Raw genomic sequence first — 17,049 nt, 5'->3', positions numbered from 1 at the left:
TGACACAGCACGAGGGAAGGGCACGCAGACGTGGCTAGGGTTCGGACAGGGGTACGCGTCGTGGGCGCCGTGCTCGCGACGGTACTGGGAGCCTCCCTCGTGGGCTGCAGCAGTACGGGCGGCAAGCGTGCCGAGGAGCGGGCGAAGGCCGCCCAGGCGGGCCGGCCCGCGGTGTCCACCCCGCGCTGGACCTTCGCGATGGTCACCCACGCGGGCGACGGCGACACCTTCTGGGACATCGTCCAGAAGGGCGCCAAGGAAGCCGCGGCGAAGGACAACATCAACTTCGTCTACGCCCACGACGACCAGGCACAGCAGCAGGCCCAGTTCGTGCAGAACGCCATCGACCAGAAGGTCGACGGGATCGTGGTGAGCCTGGCCAAGCCCGAGGCGCTCAAGGACGTCGTCGCCAAGGCCGTCAAGGCCGGCATCCCGGTGATCACGGTCAACTCCGGGTCCGAGCAGTCCGGCGCGTACGGGGCCCTGACCCACATCGGCCAGGACGAGACGATCGCCGGCGAGGCGGTCGGCACCGAGCTGACCAAGCGCGGCAAGAAGAAGGCCGTCTGCGTCCTGCACGAGCAGGGCAACGTCGGCCACGAGCAGCGCTGCGCCGGGGCGAAGAAGACCTTCGGCGGGGTCATGGAGAACCTGTACGTCGAGGGCACCAACATGCCCTCCGTCCAGGCGGCAGTCCAGGCGAAGCTCCAGGCCGACCCGTCCGTCGACGCGATCGTCACCCTCGGCGCCCCCTTCGCCCCGACCGCGATCAAGGCGAAGGACGCGGCGGGCAGCAAGGCCGAGGTCGACACCTTCGACCTCAACGCGTCCGTCGCCCGAGACCTCAAGTCCGGCGCCCTCGGGTTCGCCGTCGACCAGCAGCCCTACCTCCAGGGCTACGAGGCCATCGACCTGCTCTGGCTGTACCGCTACAACGCGAACGTGCTCGGCGGCGGCCGCCCCGTACTCACCGGACCGCAGATCGTGACGGCCGACGAGGCCGCCAAGCTGGAGGAGTTCATCAAGCGGGGCAGCCGATGAGCACGGCAACGGCCGTCGACGAGCGGCTCGCCCCGACCTCCCTGGTCCGCAAGCTGCTCGGCCGCCCCGAGCTGGGCGCGGTCGTCGGCGCGGCCGCCGTCTTCGTCTTCTTCTCCTTCGCCGCGCCCAGCTTCCTGCAGGCCTCCAGCCTGAGCACGATCCTGTACTCGGCCTCCACCATCGGGATCATGGCCTGCCCGGTGGCGCTGCTGATGATCGGCGGCGAGTTCGACCTCTCCGCCGGCGTCATGGTCACCACCTCGGCGCTGGTCAGCTCGATGTTCAGCTACCAGATGACCGCCAACGTGTGGGTGGGCGTCGGGGTGTCCCTGCTGGTCACCCTGGCCATCGGTTTCTTCAACGGGTTCATGCTGACCCGCACCAAGCTGCCGAGCTTCATCATCACGCTCGGCACCTTCCTGATGCTGACGGGCCTGAACCTCGGCTTCACCAAGCTGATCAGCGGCTCCGTCTCGACCAAGACCATCGCCGACATGGAGGGCTTCTCCTCCGCCCGCGCGCTCTTCGCCTCGCAGTGGAACATCGGCTCGGTCACGCTGAAAGTCACCATCCTGTGGTGGCTGGCCCTGGTCGCCGTCGCCACCTGGATCCTGCTGCGCACCCGCGCCGGAAACTGGATCTTCGCGGTCGGCGGCGGGGCGGACGCGGCCCGCGCGACCGGCGTCCCGGTCGTCAAGACCCGTATCGGCCTCTACATGGGCGTCGCCCTGTGCGCCTGGATCTCCGGGCAGCACATCCTCTTCTCGTTCGACGTGGTCCAGTCGGGCGAGGGCGTGGGCAACGAGTTCCTCTACATCATCGCCGCCGTCATCGGCGGCTGTCTGATGACCGGCGGCTACGGCTCGGCCGTCGGCTCGGCCGTCGGCGCCTTCATCTTCGGCATGACCAGCAACGGCATCGTGTACGCCCAGTGGAACCCGGACTGGTTCAAGTTCTTCCTCGGCGCGATGCTCCTGCTGGCCACGCTGCTCAACGCATGGGTCCGCAAGCGGGCGGAGGCGAAGTGATGACCCAGACCGTGTCCAAGACCGCGGGCGGCGAGGCTCCCGCGTCGGCGCTCGTGAAGATGACCGACGTCAGCAAGTACTACGGGAACATCCGCGCGCTCCAGGGGGTCTCCCTGGAGGTCCACGCCGGCGAGATCACCTGTGTCCTCGGCGACAACGGCGCCGGCAAGTCCACCCTCATCAAGATCATCGCAGGGCTGCACCGGCACGACGCCGGCAGCTTCGAGATCGAGGGCGAGGAGACGGCGCTCGCCAACCCGCGCGCCGCCCTCGACCACGGCATCGCCACCGTCTACCAGGACCTGGCCGTCGTCCCGCTCATGCCCGTGTGGCGGAACTTCTTCCTCGGCTCCGAGCCCACCAAGGGCCGCGGCCCCCTGCGCCGCCTCGACGTGGAGTTCATGCGCGAGACCACCCGCGCCGAGCTGCTGCGCATGGGGATCGACCTGCGCGACGTCGACCAGCCGATCGGCACCCTGTCCGGCGGCGAGCGGCAGTGCGTGGCCATCGCCCGCGCCGTCTACTTCGGCGCGAAGGTCCTCGTCCTCGACGAGCCCACCGCCGCCCTCGGCGTGAAGCAGTCCGGCGTGGTCCTCAAGTACGTCGCCGCCGCCCGTGACGAAGGCCTCGGCGTGGTCCTCATCACCCACAACCCGCACCACGCCTACCTGGTCGGGGACCGTTTCGTGCTGCTCAAGCGCGGCGCCATGGCCGGCAGCCACACCCGCGACTCGATCACCCTGGACGAGCTCACCCGGCAGATGGCGGGCGGCTCCGAGCTGGACGAGCTGAGCCACGAACTGGAGCGGGTGGCAGAATCAGGACCGGACCACCCGTCCGGAGCAGCCGATCCGGCGTCCGGCACCACCGCACCCTGAGGGACGACACGACTCGATGAGCACGTACCGGGACTTCACGCTCACCCACCGGGGGTCCGCGCGAGGCACCGTCCTGCGGACCATCGGGACCCGTGAGCGCCGGTCGCACCTGACCGCCCCGCGCGTCCCGACCGTCGGCATCGACATCGGCGGCACCAAGGTGATGGCCGGCGTCGTCGACGCCGACGGGATCATCCTCGAGAAGATCCGCACCGAGACCCCGGACAAGTCCAAGAGCCCCAAGGTCGTCGAGGACACCATCGTCGAGCTGGTGCTCGACCTGTCCGACCGGCACGACGTCCACGCCGTGGGCATCGGCGCGGCCGGCTGGGTCGACGCCGACCGCTCCCGGGTGCTGTTCGCACCCCACCTGGCCTGGCGCGACGAGCCGCTGCGCGACGCGCTGCAGTCCCGGCTCGCCGTCCCGGTCATGGTGGACAACGATGCCAACACCGCTGCCTGGGCCGAGTGGCGCTTCGGGGCCGGGCGCGGCGAGGACCACCTCGTCATGATCACCCTCGGCACCGGCATCGGCGGCGCGATCCTCGAGGGCGGCCAGGTCAAGCGCGGCCGCTTCGGGGTCGCCGGCGAGTTCGGCCACATGCAGGTGGTCCCCGGCGGCCACCGCTGCCCGTGCGGCAACCGCGGCTGCTGGGAGCAGTACAGCTCCGGCAACGCCCTGGTGCGCGAGGCCCGCGAGCTGGCCGCCGCCGACTCCCCGGTCGCGCACGAGATCATCGCCAGGGTCGGCGGCAACGTCTCGGAGATCACCGGGCCGCTCATCACCGAGCTGGCCCGCGAGGGCGACGCCATGTGCGTCGAGCTCCTCGAGGACATCGGTCAGTGGCTCGGCGTCGGCATCGCCAACCTCGCCGCCGCCCTCGACCCCTCCTGCTTCGTCATCGGCGGCGGCGTCAGCGCCGCCGACGACCTGCTGATCGGCCCCGCCCGGGACGCCTTCCGGCGCCACCTCACCGGCCGCGGCTACCGCCCCGAGGCCCGGATCGCCAAGGCCCAGCTCGGCCCCGAGGCCGGCATGGTCGGAGCCGCCGACCTGGCCCGGCTCGTCGCGCGCCGCTTCCGCCGCGCCACGCGCCGGCGCGTCGAGCGGTACGAGCGCTATGCGCAGTGGGGCCTGATCGACTCCCCGGCCACGGCGGAGCGCAGGGCGGCCGAGGCCAAGGCCGCCGAGGCCGAGGCCGCGGATCTCAAGGCCTCGGATCCCCAGGCCGCGGACCTCCCCGAGGGGGGCGCGCAGTGACCCCGCCCTCCCTGCCCCGCCAGGCGCCGGCCCCCGACGAGGGCGGCACCCCCGCCGCCCCCCTGCCGGTGGAGGACCGGCGGCACGTCGTCCGGCGCCGCTGGATCACGGCGATCATCATCCTGCTGCTGGTCGGCGTGCCCGCCGGCTACCTCGCCGTGTCCGCGCAGCAGAGCCGCGAGAGCGGCCGCGACAAGGCCGCCAAGGTCGGCGCGACCAAGGTGCGCCCCGGCTGGCCGTCCAAGGTGCAGCGCAGCATCTACGAGGTGCCGATCCCGCCGAAGGCCTGGCGGGTCGGGTTCCTCGAGACCAACAACTGGCGCACCAGCCGGCTGTACGTGCAGTTCGCGGTCACCCCTGCCGACCTGGACGCCTTCCTCGCCGAGGTCGGCACCAGCCGCGCCGAGCTGAGCCGCGAGGTATCCGTCGGGGCGCACGACGCCGCGGTCGCGGGCTGGAGCTGGGGCCCGCAGAACTCCTGGTACGGCACCACCCTGGAGCAGCCGAACCCGCGCCCGACCCGGGACGTCACGGTCGACCTCACGGACCCGGAGAAGCCCCGTGTCTACGTGGTGTCCACGGCGACCCCGTAGCCTGACTAGCCTGCTCCCATGAAGCTCACCAAGCGGCTGCACTCCTGTGTCCAACTGGAGAAGGACGGGCGCGTGCTCGTCATCGACCCGGGCGCGTTCAGCGAGCCCGACGCGGGGCTCGGGGCGGACGCCCTGCTCGTCACGCACGAGCACCCCGACCACTTCGACGAGGGCCGGCTGCGGGCGGCGCTCGACGCGAACCCGGCCGCCGCGCTGTGGACCCTGCGCAGCGTCGCGGAGCGGCTGGCCCCGGCGTACCCCGGCCGCGTGCACACCGTCGGTCACGGGGACGCCTTCAGCGCCGCCGGGTTCGAGGTCCAGGTGCACGGCGAGCTGCACGCCGTGATCCACCCGGACATCCCGCAGGTCACCAATGTCGGCTACCTGGTGGAGGGTTCGCTCTTCCACCCCGGCGACGCGCTGACCGTGCCCGAGGTTCCCGTGGACACCCTGATGCTGCCGGTGCACGCGCCCTGGAACAAGGTCGCCGAGGTGATCGACTACCTGCGCGAGGTCAAGCCGCGCCGGGCCATCGACATCCACGACGCCTACCTCTCGGACATCGCCCGGCCGATCTACGACCACGCCCTGGCGGCCCTGGGCGGCACCCACCACGGGCGGCTCGCCGCCGGGGACGCCGCCGAACTGTGACTGTCGGAGCCGGGCGGTAGGTTGGACGGCATGCGTATCGCCACGTTCAACGTCAACTCGATCACCGCCCGGCTGCCGCGCCTGCTGGCCTGGCTGGAGAGCTCCGGCACGGATGTCGTGTGCATCCAGGAGACCAAGTGCTCCGAGGCGCAGTTCCCGTACGAGCAGCTGCGCGAGCTGGGCTACGAGGCGGCCGTCAACGCCACCGGCAGGTGGAACGGGGTGGCCCTGATCTCCAAGGCCGGCCTGGACGACGTGGTCATGGGCCTGCCCGGCGGCCCCGACTACGAGGGCGTCCAGGAGCCCCGGGCGATCTCCGCCACCTGCGGCGGGGTGCGCCTGTGGTCGGTGTACGTGCCGAACGGCCGCGAGGTCGAGCACGACCACTACGGCTACAAGCTGGACTGGTTCCGCGCGCTGGCCACGGCCGTCGCCGAAGACGCGGCCGGCCCGCGCCCGTTCGCCGTGCTCGGCGACTTCAACGTGGCCCCCACCGACGAGGACGTCTACGACCCGGCGGTCTTCGCGGGCCTGACCCACGTGACCCCCGCCGAGCGCGCCGCCCTGGAGGCACTGCGTGCCGCGGGGCTCTCCGACGTGCTGCCGCGCCCGCTCAAGTACGACCGCCCGTACACGTACTGGGACTACCGCCAGCTCGCCTTCCCCAAGAACCGCGGCATGCGCATCGACCTGGTCTACGGGAACGAGCCCTTCACCAAGGCCGTCACCGATGCCTACGTCGACCGCGAGGAGCGCAAGGGCAAGGGCGCCTCGGACCACGCCCCCGTGGTCGTGGACCTGGCGCTGGACGCCTAGGCGGACGGATCCCGCGCGCCCTGTGGCCAGCGCGGGATCCTGGTGCCAGGCTGGGCGGTATGAACATCCCCTTCCTGGACAACTGGCTGAACCGGCACGAAACGGAACGGGGTGCGGGGCTCGCCGCCGCCCTCGCGGAGGACCCCGAGGGCGTCAACGAGTTGTTCTCGGAGTGCGAGATGCTGCGCGTCCACGCGCGGGCGGCCGGGCTGGAACTCGACGAGAGCCCGGCCTCGTTGGAGGCGCTCGACCAGCTGATGCCCCGCTGGCGCCGGGACCCGTTGGTCGTGCCCTGGCTCGGCAACGACGCGGGCCTCTACCTCGGGACGGTGATCATCCGGACCAAGCTGGGCTCCGCCTGGCAGGTGTGGCCCAACGGCCAGCCGGTGATCCGCCTGGCGTCGGGCCGCGAGCTGAACGTGGTGGAGTCGGGGGTCTCCTGGGCGATGACGGGATCCCCCGAGCTCTCCCAGGCCTACGCCGAAGCCACCGAGGGCTGAGCCCTTCCGCGGGATCCGTGGTCTGTTTCATCACCGCGTGGGCTTTATGCCGTCTTTAGGCGTGTCGAGGCGAAGTGCTCTTCAGCGGCTGGATAGTTTGCGCTGACCTCGAGATTCCGACAGGTGGGCAGGGCAGCGCATGGCCGTCGATCCGTTGATCGAGCTGCGGGACGTCAACAAGCACTACGGAGCGTTGCACGTTCTCCAGGACATCAACCTCACCGTCGGCCGCGGGGAGGTGGTGGTGATCATCGGCCCGTCCGGTTCCGGGAAGTCGACCCTGTGCCGGACCATCAACCGCCTGGAGACCATCGAGTCGGGCACGATCAGGCTCGAGGGCAAGCCGCTGCCCGACGAGGGCAAGGAGCTGGCCGCGCTCCGCGCCGACGTCGGGATGGTCTTCCAGTCCTTCAACCTCTTCGCGCACAAGACCGTCCTCGCCAACGTCTCGCTCGCGCAGGTGAAGGTCAGGAAGCGCAAGAAGGACGAGGCCGACCAGCGCTCCCGGGAGCTGCTCGCCCGCGTCGGCCTCGCCGACCAGGCGCCGAAGTACCCCGCCCAGCTCTCCGGCGGCCAGCAGCAGCGCGTCGCCATCGCCCGCGCCCTGGCCATGAACCCCAAGGCACTGCTCTTCGACGAGCCCACCTCCGCCCTCGACCCCGAAATGATCAACGAGGTGCTGGAGGTCATGCAGCAGCTCGCCGCCGACGGCATGACCATGGTCGTCGTCACCCACGAGATGGGCTTCGCCCGCTCCGCCGCCAACCGCGTCGTGTTCATGGCCGACGGCAGGATCGTCGAGGACCGGACACCGGAGGCCTTCTTCACCGCCCCGGAGAGCGAACGGGCCAAGGACTTCCTCTCCAAGATCCTCAAGCACTGAGGGCGGGCCGATGAAGGGAACCCGCGGCGCGCGGCCGCGCGCCCGCCTCCTGCTCCTCGTCGCCGCCCTGCTGGCGGTCACGATCAGCGACAACCGCAAGAAGCAGGTCGGCTTCGCCGGCCCGTACTTCACGGCCGGCCAGTCCCTGCTCGTCCGCAAGGACGAGAAGGACATCAAGGGGCCCGAGGGCCTCGCCGGCAGGAAGGTCTGCTCCGCCGCCGGCTCCATCCTCCTCGGCTACGCGGCCAAGGTCCCCGACGAGCTCAAGGTGGTCGGCAGGCCCTTCTCCCAGGAGCCCTACGGGATCGGCGTCCCGCGCCGTGACGGCGCCCTGCGCTTCGCCCTCGACGACGCCCTGGAGGCGAACGAGAAGAACGGCAACTGGAAGAAGGCGTACGAGGAGTTCCTGCACGCGGGCAAGCTGATCGCCTCGAACCTCGACTACGATCTCCCGTTCATCCCGGTCGTGATGATCATCTCCCCGATCTACATCGGGATGTGCATGCTGCTCTCCTGGTTCGCCGGCTGGGTGGCGCGGTTCGAGCGGCGCAGCCTGAAGACCGAGGTGGTCGACGTCGCCGAGGCCGAACCCGGAACGGTGCTGCCGGGCGGTCCACGGTAGCTCCGAAGAGCCGCCCCGTCCGGCAGCAGCCGCAGATCACTGCTCGCGCAGAGGTACCGAGACGTACGAGGGATCGGTGCGCGGCGAGGAGAAGGTCAGCTGTGCGCCGGTGGGGTTGTGCTCGATGTAGAGGGGGTCGACGGTGTCGATCACGAGGGCGAGCCGGTGGCCCCCGGGCACGTCGCAGGCGGTGGAGAACAGCTCCAGGTCCACGCCGAAGGCCTGGCCCCGGGGCTTGTCGTGGAAGGTGTACGGGGCGTTGCTGACGAGCTTGCCGATGCCGAGCGGGCCGACGTCGTAGAGGTACGCGACGAAGGTGCCGTTCGAGGCGGTGGGGGTGACGGTGGTGTGCAGCTTCACCGTTCCGCGGATGCGGCGGTCCGCGTCGTGGCGCGGCGACTGCCAGACGGCGGCGAAGGCGCGGGGCAGCAGCGGGATGGAGGCGGTCGGGGGCGCCTTGACGAACTGGTCGAGGATGCTGGAGAGGAAGATGACGCCGCCGTCGGCGCCCGAGTCGACGCCCGCGAAGAGGTGCTCGCCGTCGGCGAGCGCGAGCTTCTCGACGCCGCCGGAGCCGACCGACTTCCAGTCGGGGTAACCCTCGTAGCCGTCGTTGCTGCGGGACTTGATCTGCACCGGGGCCTCGGTGTCGACACCGTTGCGCTCGCCCTTGAGGTAGCGGTCGAACCAGCGGTGGGCGTTGGTCCACGTGTCGTTGGGCAGCCCGAGCAGGCCGGTTCCCTCGGCGGTGGCGTGGTCTCCGGGCCGGAACTCCAGGCGCTTGGGGCCGGTCAGCTTCTCGTAGAAGGCCGCGTACTGGTTGGGCGGGAAGATGGTGTCGCCCCAGGCGTTGCCGAGCATGATCGCGGCGCCGTTGGCGTTGATCTCGTCGATCTGCTCCACGGCCGAGCGCTTCTTGCCCCACTCGATCATCTGCGCCTCCCGGTCCAGCCGGGAGCCGAGGAAGTCGCCCAGGACCTGCCGGAGTTCGGGGCCCGGACGGCCGGTGAGGTAGCCGGCGCCGCCGAGCATCGCGGCGGCCTGGAGGTGCTGGGTGCGGCCCGAGTAGATCGACTCGATGAGGTCGGCCCAGCCGCTGAGCGCGACCACGGCCTTGATCCGGGGGTCGTGCGCCGAGGCCAGCAGGCTGATGCCCGCGCCGTACGAGACCCCGCCCAGGCCGATGTGGGCGGCGTCGGCAGGGGTGTTGGCCAGCGCCCAGTCGATGACGGCGGAGACGTCGGCGGTGTCCGGCGGGCCGGCCACCTCGATCTCGCCACCGGAGAGCCAGAAGCCGCGGGAGGTGTAACTGACCACCACGTAGCCGTCGTCGGCGAGTTTCCTGGCCTGCGCGATGTATTCGATCTGCGGCATGCCCCAGCTGGTGGGGAGTACGACCAGCGGGTATTTCCGGCCGGGCTGGGCGCCCGCCGGGGTGAACACGTTGCCCTTGAGGGTGATCCCGCCGGAGCCGGGGATGTCGTGGAAACGCAGCTCCGTCGAGGCGTCGGCCGCGGCTGCGGCAGCAGGTGCGGGCGCCGCCTGGGCCTGGTGGGGGGCCAGGCCCAGGGCGGTCGCCGCCAGTACGGCCACCACGGCAGCCGCGGCGGGGGTGGTGCGGACGGTACGGACCATCAATCGCTCCTCGCGTGCGCCGGTGTCAAAGTGACCCGACGGTAACGGAGGGGCTTACCGGAGGTAACCCATCGGTAAGTTACGCGGTGGTAACGATTGAATATGTGTCAAGTGCGGGGATCAGCCGTTCTGGGGAGTGCCGCCCGCGCCGCCGGCCAGGGCGCTCTTGGCCTTCCACTCGTCCCAGGACAGGTTCCACTCGCCGTAGCCGTTGCCGATCTCGGCCTTGCCCTTGGAGCCGTCGCCGGTGACCTCGACCAGGTCGCCGACCTGGGCCATGGCGAAGAGTGCCTTCGCGTCGGAGTCGCTCATCCCCACGCAGCCGGAACTGGCGTTGGCCCGGCCGAAGTTGCCCGCGTTCCACGGTGCGGCGTGGATGTACATGCCCGACCAGGTCACCCGCATCGAGTAGTCGACCATCTTGTCGTAGGAGTCGCCCAGGCCCACCGTCTGGGAGTCCATCCGGATGGTGCCCTCCTTGGACATCAGCACCATCTTCCCGGACCAGGAGGCCTTCTGGCCGCCGGGCGTGCCCGCCGAGACCGGGATGGTCTTCACTGCCTGGCCGTCCTCGGTCACCGTCATCTTCTTGGTGTCGAGGTTCACCTCGAGCCGGCGGTCCTTGCCGATCTTGAATGCGGTGTCGTAGTCCTTGACGAACATCCCGCCGCCCTGGCCCGAGTCCACCCCGTTGAGGTTCATCTCGACCTTGACGTCGGTCCCGGACTTCCAGTACTCCTTCGGCCGCCAGTCCACCCGGTCGTTGCCGGTGTAGTCCTTGAACCAGCCCCAGGAGCCCTCGGTGTTGTTCGAGGTGGTGACCTTCAGGTGCTTCTCGACCTCGGCCTTGTTCTTCACCGGGTTGTCGAACACGATCGAGATCGGCTGGGCGACGCCCACCACCCCATTGGCCTTGCCCGGGTTGATCGTGACCTTGTTCACCTTGTCCGCGGCGGTCGTCTTGAACTGGGCGCTCGCGCTCTGGCTGTCCGTGTTCTGCGCCTCGACCTTGTAGTCCGTGCCCGGCGAGGCGTTGCGCTCCGACGTCCACGACTTGCCGTCGTCGGCTATCTTCCCGGGCAGTTCACCGCCCTTGCCGTCGGACACCTTCACCAGGGACAGCTTCCCCTCGGCGAGGGTCACCTTCACCGGCTCGCCGGGCTTGGCCTGATCGCCCGTGAGGTTCACGGATATCGCCATGTCCGGCTTCTTCTTCATCTCCGCCGCGCCGGACCCGCTCCCGCCGTCCTTCCCGCTGCCCGAGCCGCCCCCGCAGGCGGTCAGCGCGGCGGCCATGAGTGCGGTCCCGGCCAGCATGGCGTGGCGACTGCGTGCGATACGGCGTGTGCGGCTCAACGAAACCCCTCCAAGTAATGATCGTCCGCAAAAGGAGATGCGAACGGCACGACTGTAGGTTGCGTAATCCGCCGAAAAGATCCGACTTTCGGTTGTGACGTGCACCGCAGCGAAACGGTCATCGTCCGGTCACAATCGCCGCGCGCTTCGGTCATGGACACCTGTGAGAGTCCTGTGCATCCCGCATCCGCATCCGCATCCCGGGTTCCCGGACGTACAGGAAGGCCGATCCGTCGTGTGCGCACTGCTCGTGACCCCCGCCCAGCGACACCAGTCCCCGGACCAGGAGCTGAGCGTGCGTCCGCTGTCCGTTCCGGAATACCAGGCCTTCCTTTCCAAGAACCGGAACGCGAGCTTTCTCCAGTACCCGTCCTGGGCCGGGGTGAAGGACCTTTGGCGCTCGGAAAGGGTCGGATGGCACTACCCCGACGGGGAAATAGCCGGTGCCGGGCAGGTCCTGTACCGGCAATTCCCGGGCACCCGCAAATACTTCGCCTACCTCCCCGAGGGCCCCGTCGCGGACTGGTCCGACCCGGACGTCGACCGGTGGCTGGACCCCTTCAAGCGCCATCTGCGCGCGGCCGGCGCCTTCGCCGTCCGGATCGGGCCCACGCCCGCCTACCGCCGCTGGGACGCCGCCGCCGTCAAGTCCGGCACCGGAGCGGGCCGGCAGATCTCCGACGTGCTCGCCACCGAGGTCGACCCGGTCGGCGCCGCCCTCGCCGATCGGCTGCGCACCCGCGGCTGGAAGCGCTGCGGCGGCGAGGACGACGGCGACGCCCAGCCGCGCCACGTCTTCCGCGTGCCCCTCGCCGGCCGCTCCGTCGACGAGCTGTGGTCGGGCCTCAACCAGGAGTGGCGGCGCAACGTGCGCAAGGCCGAGAAGTGCGGCGTGGAGACGATCCTCGGCACCGCCGCCGACCTGCCCGACTTCTACCGGCTGCTGCGCATCACCGAGGAGCGCGACGGCTTCCGGCTCGGCCGCTCACTCGCGTACTACCAGCAGCAGTACGAGGTCCTCAACGCCGAGTCGCCCGGCCGGATGCGCCTCTACCTGGGCATCCACCAGGGCGAGATCCTCGCCGCGCACACCATGATCGTGGCCGGGCGCCGGGTCTGGTACCAGACCGGCGCCTCCGCCGACCACCGCCGCGAGGTCCGCCCCAGCAACGCCCTGCAGTGGCGCATGATGCGGGACGCCCACATCCTCGGAGCGGACGAATACGACATGCGCGGGGTACCCTCCACCCTTGACCCCGGCGAACGTTCTTTCGGGCTGCTGCGCTGGAAGCTCGGCACCGGCGGGCAGGTCGTCGAAACGCTCGGCGAGTGGGAGATCCCGATGGACGGATACGCCAACACGGCGCTCCACAAGGCGTTCCAGGCCTACCTGGCCCGCCGGTGACGGCCACCGACACGAGAACGGCCCCCGGCCCGTCCGCCGACGCCGCGCCCCGGCCGGCACCGGCGAAGACCTCCGTGCTGCGCAGCGGTGCGCTCATGGCGGCCGGCTCGATCGTCTCCCGCGCCACCGGCTTCGTCCGTTCCGCCGTCGTCGTCGCCGCGCTCGGCACCGAGCTGCTCGGGGACGGCTACGCCGTCGCCAACACCGTCCCGAACATCCTGTACATGCTGCTCATCGGGGGCGCGCTCAACGCCGTCTTCGTTCCCGAGCTGGTCCGGGCCGCCAAGGAGCACGAGGACGGCGGGGCCGCGTACACCGACCGGCTGCTGACCGCCTGCACCGCGGCGCTCGTCGTCCTGACCGCCGTCGCCGTGCTGGCCGCACCGCTGATCGTGTCCACGTACACGCCCTACACCGGGGCCCAGGCGAGCACCACCGTGGCTCTGGCCCGGTACTGCCTCCCGCAGATCCTCTTCTACGGGCTGTTCACCCTGCTCGGCCAGGTCCTGAACGCCCGCGGCCGGTTCGGCGCGATGATGTGGACCCCCGTCCTCAACAACTTTGTGATCATCGGCGTCTTCGGGCTCTTCCTCTACGTGTCACACGGCTCCGCCGCCGGTCTCACCGCAAGCGAGACCCGGCTGTTGGGCCTCGGCACCACCGCCGGCATCGTCGTCCAGGCCCTCGCCCTGCTCCCCTCGCTGCGCGCTGCCCGCTTCCGCTGGCGCCCCCGCTTCGACTGGCGGGGCCAGGGCCTCGCCCGTCCGCTGCGCAACGCGGGCTGGCTGGTCATGCTCGTCTTCACCAACCAGATCGCCTACTGGGTCGTCACCCGGCTCTCCACCGCCATCGGGTACCGCGCCGTGCTGGCCGGCCTCGCGGGCGGCGCCGGGTACAACGCCTACAGCAACGCCTACCAGCTGTGGATCGTCCCGCAGGGCATCGTCACCGTCTCGCTCGTCACCGCCCTGATGCCCCGGATGAGCTCCGCGGCCTCCGACGGCGACCTCTCCGGCGTGCGCCGCGACGTCTCGTACGCGCTGCGCTCCAGCGCGGCCCTCGTCGTCCCCGCCGCCGCGCTGTTCGCCGCGCTCGCCCCCTGGATCGTGGGCAGCGTCTTCGGGTACGGGCGTACCGGCGCCGCCGACATCGAGGTCATGGCGGGCATGCTCGTCGCCTTCGCGCCCGGCCTGATCGCCTTCTCCGGGCAGTACGTCCTCTCGCGCGCCTTCTACGCCCTCTCCGACACCCGGACCCCGTTCTTCCTGAACCTGGTCATCGCCGGCCTGTGGGCCGCACTGTCGGCCGCCGCCTACGTCCTGCTGCCGCTGCGCTGGGCCGTCACCGGCATGGCGGGCGCCTACTCCGTCGCCTTGTTCGCGGGCCTCGCGGTCACCGCGTACACCCTCGCCCGGCGGCTCGGCCCGCGCGCGGGAACCCGTACCGAGCGGCGAACCACCGCGGTCCGCACCCACCTGCGGCTGCTGGCCGCCTGCCTGCCGGCGGCCGCCGCCGGATACGCGGCCGCCCGGGCCGCCGACGGCCTCGGCGACTTCGCCGCGGTCGGCGCGGGAACCGCGGCGCTCGCGCTCGTCGTCGTCCTGCTCGCCAGGCCGCTGCGCCTCACGGAAATCACCGACCTGCTGGACTCCCTGCGGCGGAAAACCGCCCGTTAGCAGGAGAGCAACCCCTCAACCACCTTGGACGACGACCGGATGCCACGCGTACTGCTGATCGAGGACGACCCTTCCGTCAGGGAAGGAGTGGGCCTCGGCCTGCGCCGCCGCGGCCACGAGGTGAGCGCCGCCGAGACCGGCGAGGCGGGCCTCGCGCTGATGGGCAGCTTCCTCCCGGAGCTGGTACTCCTCGACCTCATGCTGCCCGGGATGAACGGCGTGCAGGTCTGCCGCCGCATCCGCGAGACCAGCCAGCTCCCGATCATCATGCTGACCGCCCGCGGCGACGACTTCGACATAGTCGTCGGCCTCGAGGCCGGCGCCGACGACTACATCGTCAAACCCGCCCGCACCGAGGTCATCGAGGCGCGCATCAAGGCCGTGCTGCGCCGGCTCGGCGCCCCTTCGGGCAGCCGTCCCGAGGTCGAGTTCCACGGCGAGCTCGCCATCGACCGCGCCGGCCTGACCGTCGCCAAGAACGGCGAACGCGTCCCCCTCGCCCCCAGCGAGATCAAACTCCTGCTGCACCTGTCGGCCTCCCCCGAGCAGGTCTTCTCCCGCCAACAGCTCCTCGAGTACGTGTGGGACCACAGCTACCACGCCGACGCCCGGCTCGTGGACGCCTGCGTACGCCGGCTGCGCACCAAGGTCGAGGACCCCGACGGCAGCCCCCGCTACATCCAGACCGTGCGCGGCTTCGGCTACCGCTTCGGACCGCTGTGAGGCGCATCGCGCCGCTCGGGCTGCGCACCCGGCTGATCGCGGCCTTCCTGCTGGTCGCCGCGATCAGCGCGGTGACCACGGCCGCGCTGACCTACCAGCAGGCCCGCACGGCGGTCCTCAAGCAGAGCCAGGACACCGCGGTCATCACCCTGCGCGATCTCGTGGGCACCCAGCCCCTCGACCTGCCGCTGGACCAGGCGCAGCTCCAGCGCATCGTCAACGAGGTGGGCAAAAAGGGCAAACCGAATCCGTGGAACGTCTTCGCCGAGTACGGCACCCTGCGGGCCTCCAGCACCACCGCGCCCACCTCCACCGTGGTGACCGAGCAGCTCCGCCGCCAGGTGACGGCCCATCCGCACGGCGCCTTCCAGCGCGTGACCGACTCCTCCGGCACCCCCTACCTCACCGTCGGCATGCCGGCCGTCTTCCTCCACAACGAGACCCGGGAACCCACCGGCCTGGTCATCTTCGCGACGATGCGCCTGACCACCGAGGGGAAGACGGTCGACGCCATGGTCGAAGCCGCCAAGCGCGGCGCCGTCCCCGGCCTGGCCATCGCCGTCGTCCCCGCCCTGCTCGCCGCGCGCAGCGTGCTGCGTCCCGTACGGGACATGCGGCGCGCCGCCCAGCACCTGGGCCACGGCCGGCTCGACACCCGCATCGAGGTCCGCGGCGCCGACGAGCTCGCCGGACTCGCCCGTACCTTCAACGAGACCGCCCGCGCCCTCGAACAGTCCGTGAACGAACTGCGGGAGGCCGAGATCCGGGCCCGCCGCTTCGCCTCCGACGTCTCCCACGAGCTGCGCACCCCGCTGTCGGGGATGCTCGCCGTCACCGAGGTCCTGGACGAGGACGCCGAGCGGCTGGACCCCGACACGGCCGCCGCCGTGCGCCTGGTCAGCGCCGAAACCGGCAAGCTCGCCGTCCTCGTCGAGGACCTCATGGAGATCTCCCGCTTCGACGCCCGCGCCGCCGAGCTCAACCTCGACGACGTGGACATCGCCGAGGCCGTGCGCAAGACCCTCGAGCTGCGCCACTGGGACGACGAGCGGGTGGTCACCGACCTGCCGTCGCAGGTCCGCGCCCGGCTCGACCCGCGCCGCTTCGACGTGGTCCTCGCCAACCTCGTCGGCAACGCCCTCAGGCACGGCGGCGCCCCGGTCCACGTCGGTGTGCGCACCGAACGGCGGCCCGGCGGCCCCCGGCTCCTGATCGAAGTCGCCGACAGCGGGCCCGGCATCGCCCCCGACGTGCTGCCGCACATCTTCGACCGGTTCTTCAAGGCCGACGCCGCCCGTACCCGCTCCGCGGGCAGCGGCCTCGGCCTCGCCATCAGCCTGGAGAACGTCCGGCTGCACGGCGGTACCCTGCGCGCCGCGAACGGGCCCGCCGGGGGAGCGGTGTTCACCCTCGACATGCCCCTGGAGGCCGGCGCATGACCCGGGTGCGGACGGCCGCGGCCGCCGGCGCCGCCCTGCTGCTGGGCGGACTGCTGCTCACCGGCTGCGGGATCAAGCCCACCGGGGTCATCGAGAGCGGCGACGCCGCGAAGGTGGTCTTCCCCGACCCCCACACCAAGGGGACGGTGTACTTCGTGACGTCCGACGGGCGGCTCTTCCCCGTACCCGAGCGGGAGCAGCCCGCGGAGTCGCCCGTATCCGTCCTCATGCGGCTGCTCATCGGCCCCCTCGACAAGGAGAAGGCCGCAGGCCTGGAGACCCGGGTGCCCGCGCCGGCCGACAGGAAACCCCCCTTCGGCCTCTCGTCGAGCATCGTGTCCGAGGAGGTCATGGAGGTCCGGCTGCCGTTCGCGGTCGCCGGCCTGTCCGAGACGGCCCGCCGCCAGCTCGTCTGCACGGCGGCCTCCGTCGACCCGCAGTACGCGGTGGTCCTGCGCGGCCCGGACACCTCGGTCGGACCCGCCCGCTGCAACCTCGGGAACTGACCACCCCCTTGCGGCGGGGCGGGTGCTCCCGCCACC

Annotated in this window: 16 protein-coding genes and 1 pseudogene; 15 read left to right on the top strand and 2 right to left on the bottom strand. The window is 71.0% G+C overall.

The genetic code is table 11. From position 1 onward, the window contains the following. The first annotated feature begins 30 nt into the window (after positions 1-30). From AB5J51_RS10210 to AB5J51_RS10165, 10 genes and pseudogenes are all read left to right on the top strand, one after another. Positions 31-1,041 carry a sugar ABC transporter substrate-binding protein gene (locus tag AB5J51_RS10210; RefSeq protein WP_369777491.1) on the top strand — a complete coding sequence of 337 codons (1,011 nt, stop codon included), beginning with the start codon at positions 31-33 and terminating at the stop codon, positions 1,039-1,041. Next, the gene (locus AB5J51_RS10205; protein WP_136224465.1) at positions 1,038-2,069 is read left to right on the top strand and encodes an ABC transporter permease; all 1,032 of its coding nucleotides are present in this window, start codon (positions 1,038-1,040) and stop codon (positions 2,067-2,069) included. Before AB5J51_RS10210 ends, AB5J51_RS10205 begins: the two co-directional genes overlap by 4 nt. Then, the gene (locus AB5J51_RS10200) at positions 2,069-2,947 is read left to right on the top strand and encodes an ATP-binding cassette domain-containing protein (protein WP_053786669.1); all 879 of its coding nucleotides are present in this window, start codon (positions 2,069-2,071) and stop codon (positions 2,945-2,947) included. The genes AB5J51_RS10205 and AB5J51_RS10200 overlap by 1 nt, the downstream gene beginning before the upstream one ends. A 16-nt stretch (positions 2,948-2,963) precedes the next feature. Further along, positions 2,964-4,208 carry an ROK family glucokinase gene (locus AB5J51_RS10195; protein WP_234382083.1) on the top strand — a complete coding sequence of 415 codons (1,245 nt, stop codon included), beginning with the start codon at positions 2,964-2,966 and terminating at the stop codon, positions 4,206-4,208. Then, positions 4,205-4,801 carry a hypothetical protein gene (locus tag AB5J51_RS10190; protein WP_053786668.1) on the top strand — a complete coding sequence of 199 codons (597 nt, stop codon included), beginning with the start codon at positions 4,205-4,207 and terminating at the stop codon, positions 4,799-4,801. The genes AB5J51_RS10195 and AB5J51_RS10190 overlap by 4 nt, the downstream gene beginning before the upstream one ends. 18 nt (positions 4,802-4,819) lie before the next feature. Then, complete coding sequence (locus AB5J51_RS10185) at positions 4,820-5,452, top strand: MBL fold metallo-hydrolase (protein ID WP_030293041.1); 633 nt, start codon at positions 4,820-4,822, stop codon at positions 5,450-5,452. A 30-nt stretch (positions 5,453-5,482) separates the two neighbouring features. Continuing rightward, positions 5,483-6,268 (top strand): exodeoxyribonuclease III, encoded by a 786-nt coding sequence (locus AB5J51_RS10180; RefSeq protein WP_053786689.1) that lies wholly within the window; start codon positions 5,483-5,485, stop codon positions 6,266-6,268. 59 nt (positions 6,269-6,327) lie between these two features. Beyond that, positions 6,328-6,768: a DUF6278 family protein gene (locus tag AB5J51_RS10175; protein WP_053786667.1), complete on the top strand. Its 441-nt coding sequence runs from the start codon at positions 6,328-6,330 to the stop codon at positions 6,766-6,768. Between the two features lie 139 nt (positions 6,769-6,907). Continuing rightward, positions 6,908-7,651, top strand: a complete 744-nt coding sequence (locus tag AB5J51_RS10170) for an amino acid ABC transporter ATP-binding protein (RefSeq protein ID WP_053786666.1) — start codon at positions 6,908-6,910, stop codon at positions 7,649-7,651. A gap of 79 nt (positions 7,652-7,730) precedes the next feature. Continuing rightward, positions 7,731-8,273 (top strand): annotated as a pseudogene (locus AB5J51_RS10165) (transporter substrate-binding domain-containing protein); the annotation flags it as partial. Between the two features lie 36 nt (positions 8,274-8,309). Here the strand turns inward: AB5J51_RS10165 and AB5J51_RS10160 are convergent. Together AB5J51_RS10160 and AB5J51_RS10155 are read right to left on the bottom strand one after the other, a co-directional pair. After that, a complete protein-coding gene (locus AB5J51_RS10160; protein ID WP_369777490.1) occupies positions 8,310-9,908 on the bottom strand; it encodes a CocE/NonD family hydrolase in 1,599 nt (532 codons plus the stop codon). Positions 9,909-10,028: 120 nt separating this feature from the next. Continuing rightward, complete coding sequence (locus tag AB5J51_RS10155; RefSeq protein ID WP_369777489.1) at positions 10,029-11,264, bottom strand: Ig-like domain-containing protein; 1,236 nt, start codon at positions 11,262-11,264, stop codon at positions 10,029-10,031. Positions 11,265-11,553: 289 nt separating this feature from the next. Here AB5J51_RS10155 and AB5J51_RS10150 point away from each other — a divergent pair, with 289 nt between their 5' ends. From AB5J51_RS10150 to AB5J51_RS10130, 5 genes are read left to right on the top strand one after another with little or no spacing between them, the layout of a single operon-like run. Beyond that, complete coding sequence (locus AB5J51_RS10150) at positions 11,554-12,669, top strand: lipid II:glycine glycyltransferase FemX (RefSeq protein ID WP_369780241.1); 1,116 nt, start codon at positions 11,554-11,556, stop codon at positions 12,667-12,669. After that, positions 12,666-14,345, top strand: coding sequence for a murein biosynthesis integral membrane protein MurJ (murJ, locus tag AB5J51_RS10145; protein ID WP_369777488.1), 1,680 nt, complete (start codon positions 12,666-12,668; stop codon positions 14,343-14,345). The genes AB5J51_RS10150 and murJ overlap by 4 nt, the downstream gene beginning before the upstream one ends. 39 nt (positions 14,346-14,384) lie before the next feature. Next, positions 14,385-15,068 carry a response regulator transcription factor gene (locus AB5J51_RS10140; protein WP_133896474.1) on the top strand — a complete coding sequence of 228 codons (684 nt, stop codon included), beginning with the start codon at positions 14,385-14,387 and terminating at the stop codon, positions 15,066-15,068. Then, positions 15,065-16,507 carry a HAMP domain-containing sensor histidine kinase gene (locus AB5J51_RS10135; protein WP_136224461.1) on the top strand — a complete coding sequence of 481 codons (1,443 nt, stop codon included), beginning with the start codon at positions 15,065-15,067 and terminating at the stop codon, positions 16,505-16,507. The genes AB5J51_RS10140 and AB5J51_RS10135 overlap by 4 nt, the downstream gene beginning before the upstream one ends. After that, positions 16,504-17,013, top strand: coding sequence for a hypothetical protein (locus AB5J51_RS10130; protein WP_053786659.1), 510 nt, complete (start codon positions 16,504-16,506; stop codon positions 17,011-17,013). Before AB5J51_RS10135 ends, AB5J51_RS10130 begins: the two co-directional genes overlap by 4 nt. The last annotated feature ends 36 nt before the right edge of the window (positions 17,014-17,049 follow it).

This window comes from Streptomyces sp. R33 (genome assembly GCF_041200175.1).
GTDB classification, from domain to species: Bacteria; Actinomycetota; Actinomycetes; order Streptomycetales; family Streptomycetaceae; genus Streptomyces; species Streptomyces katrae_B.
The sequence above is the reverse complement of the archived record's forward strand: the minus strand, read 5'-3'. Positions and strand labels throughout refer to the sequence as shown.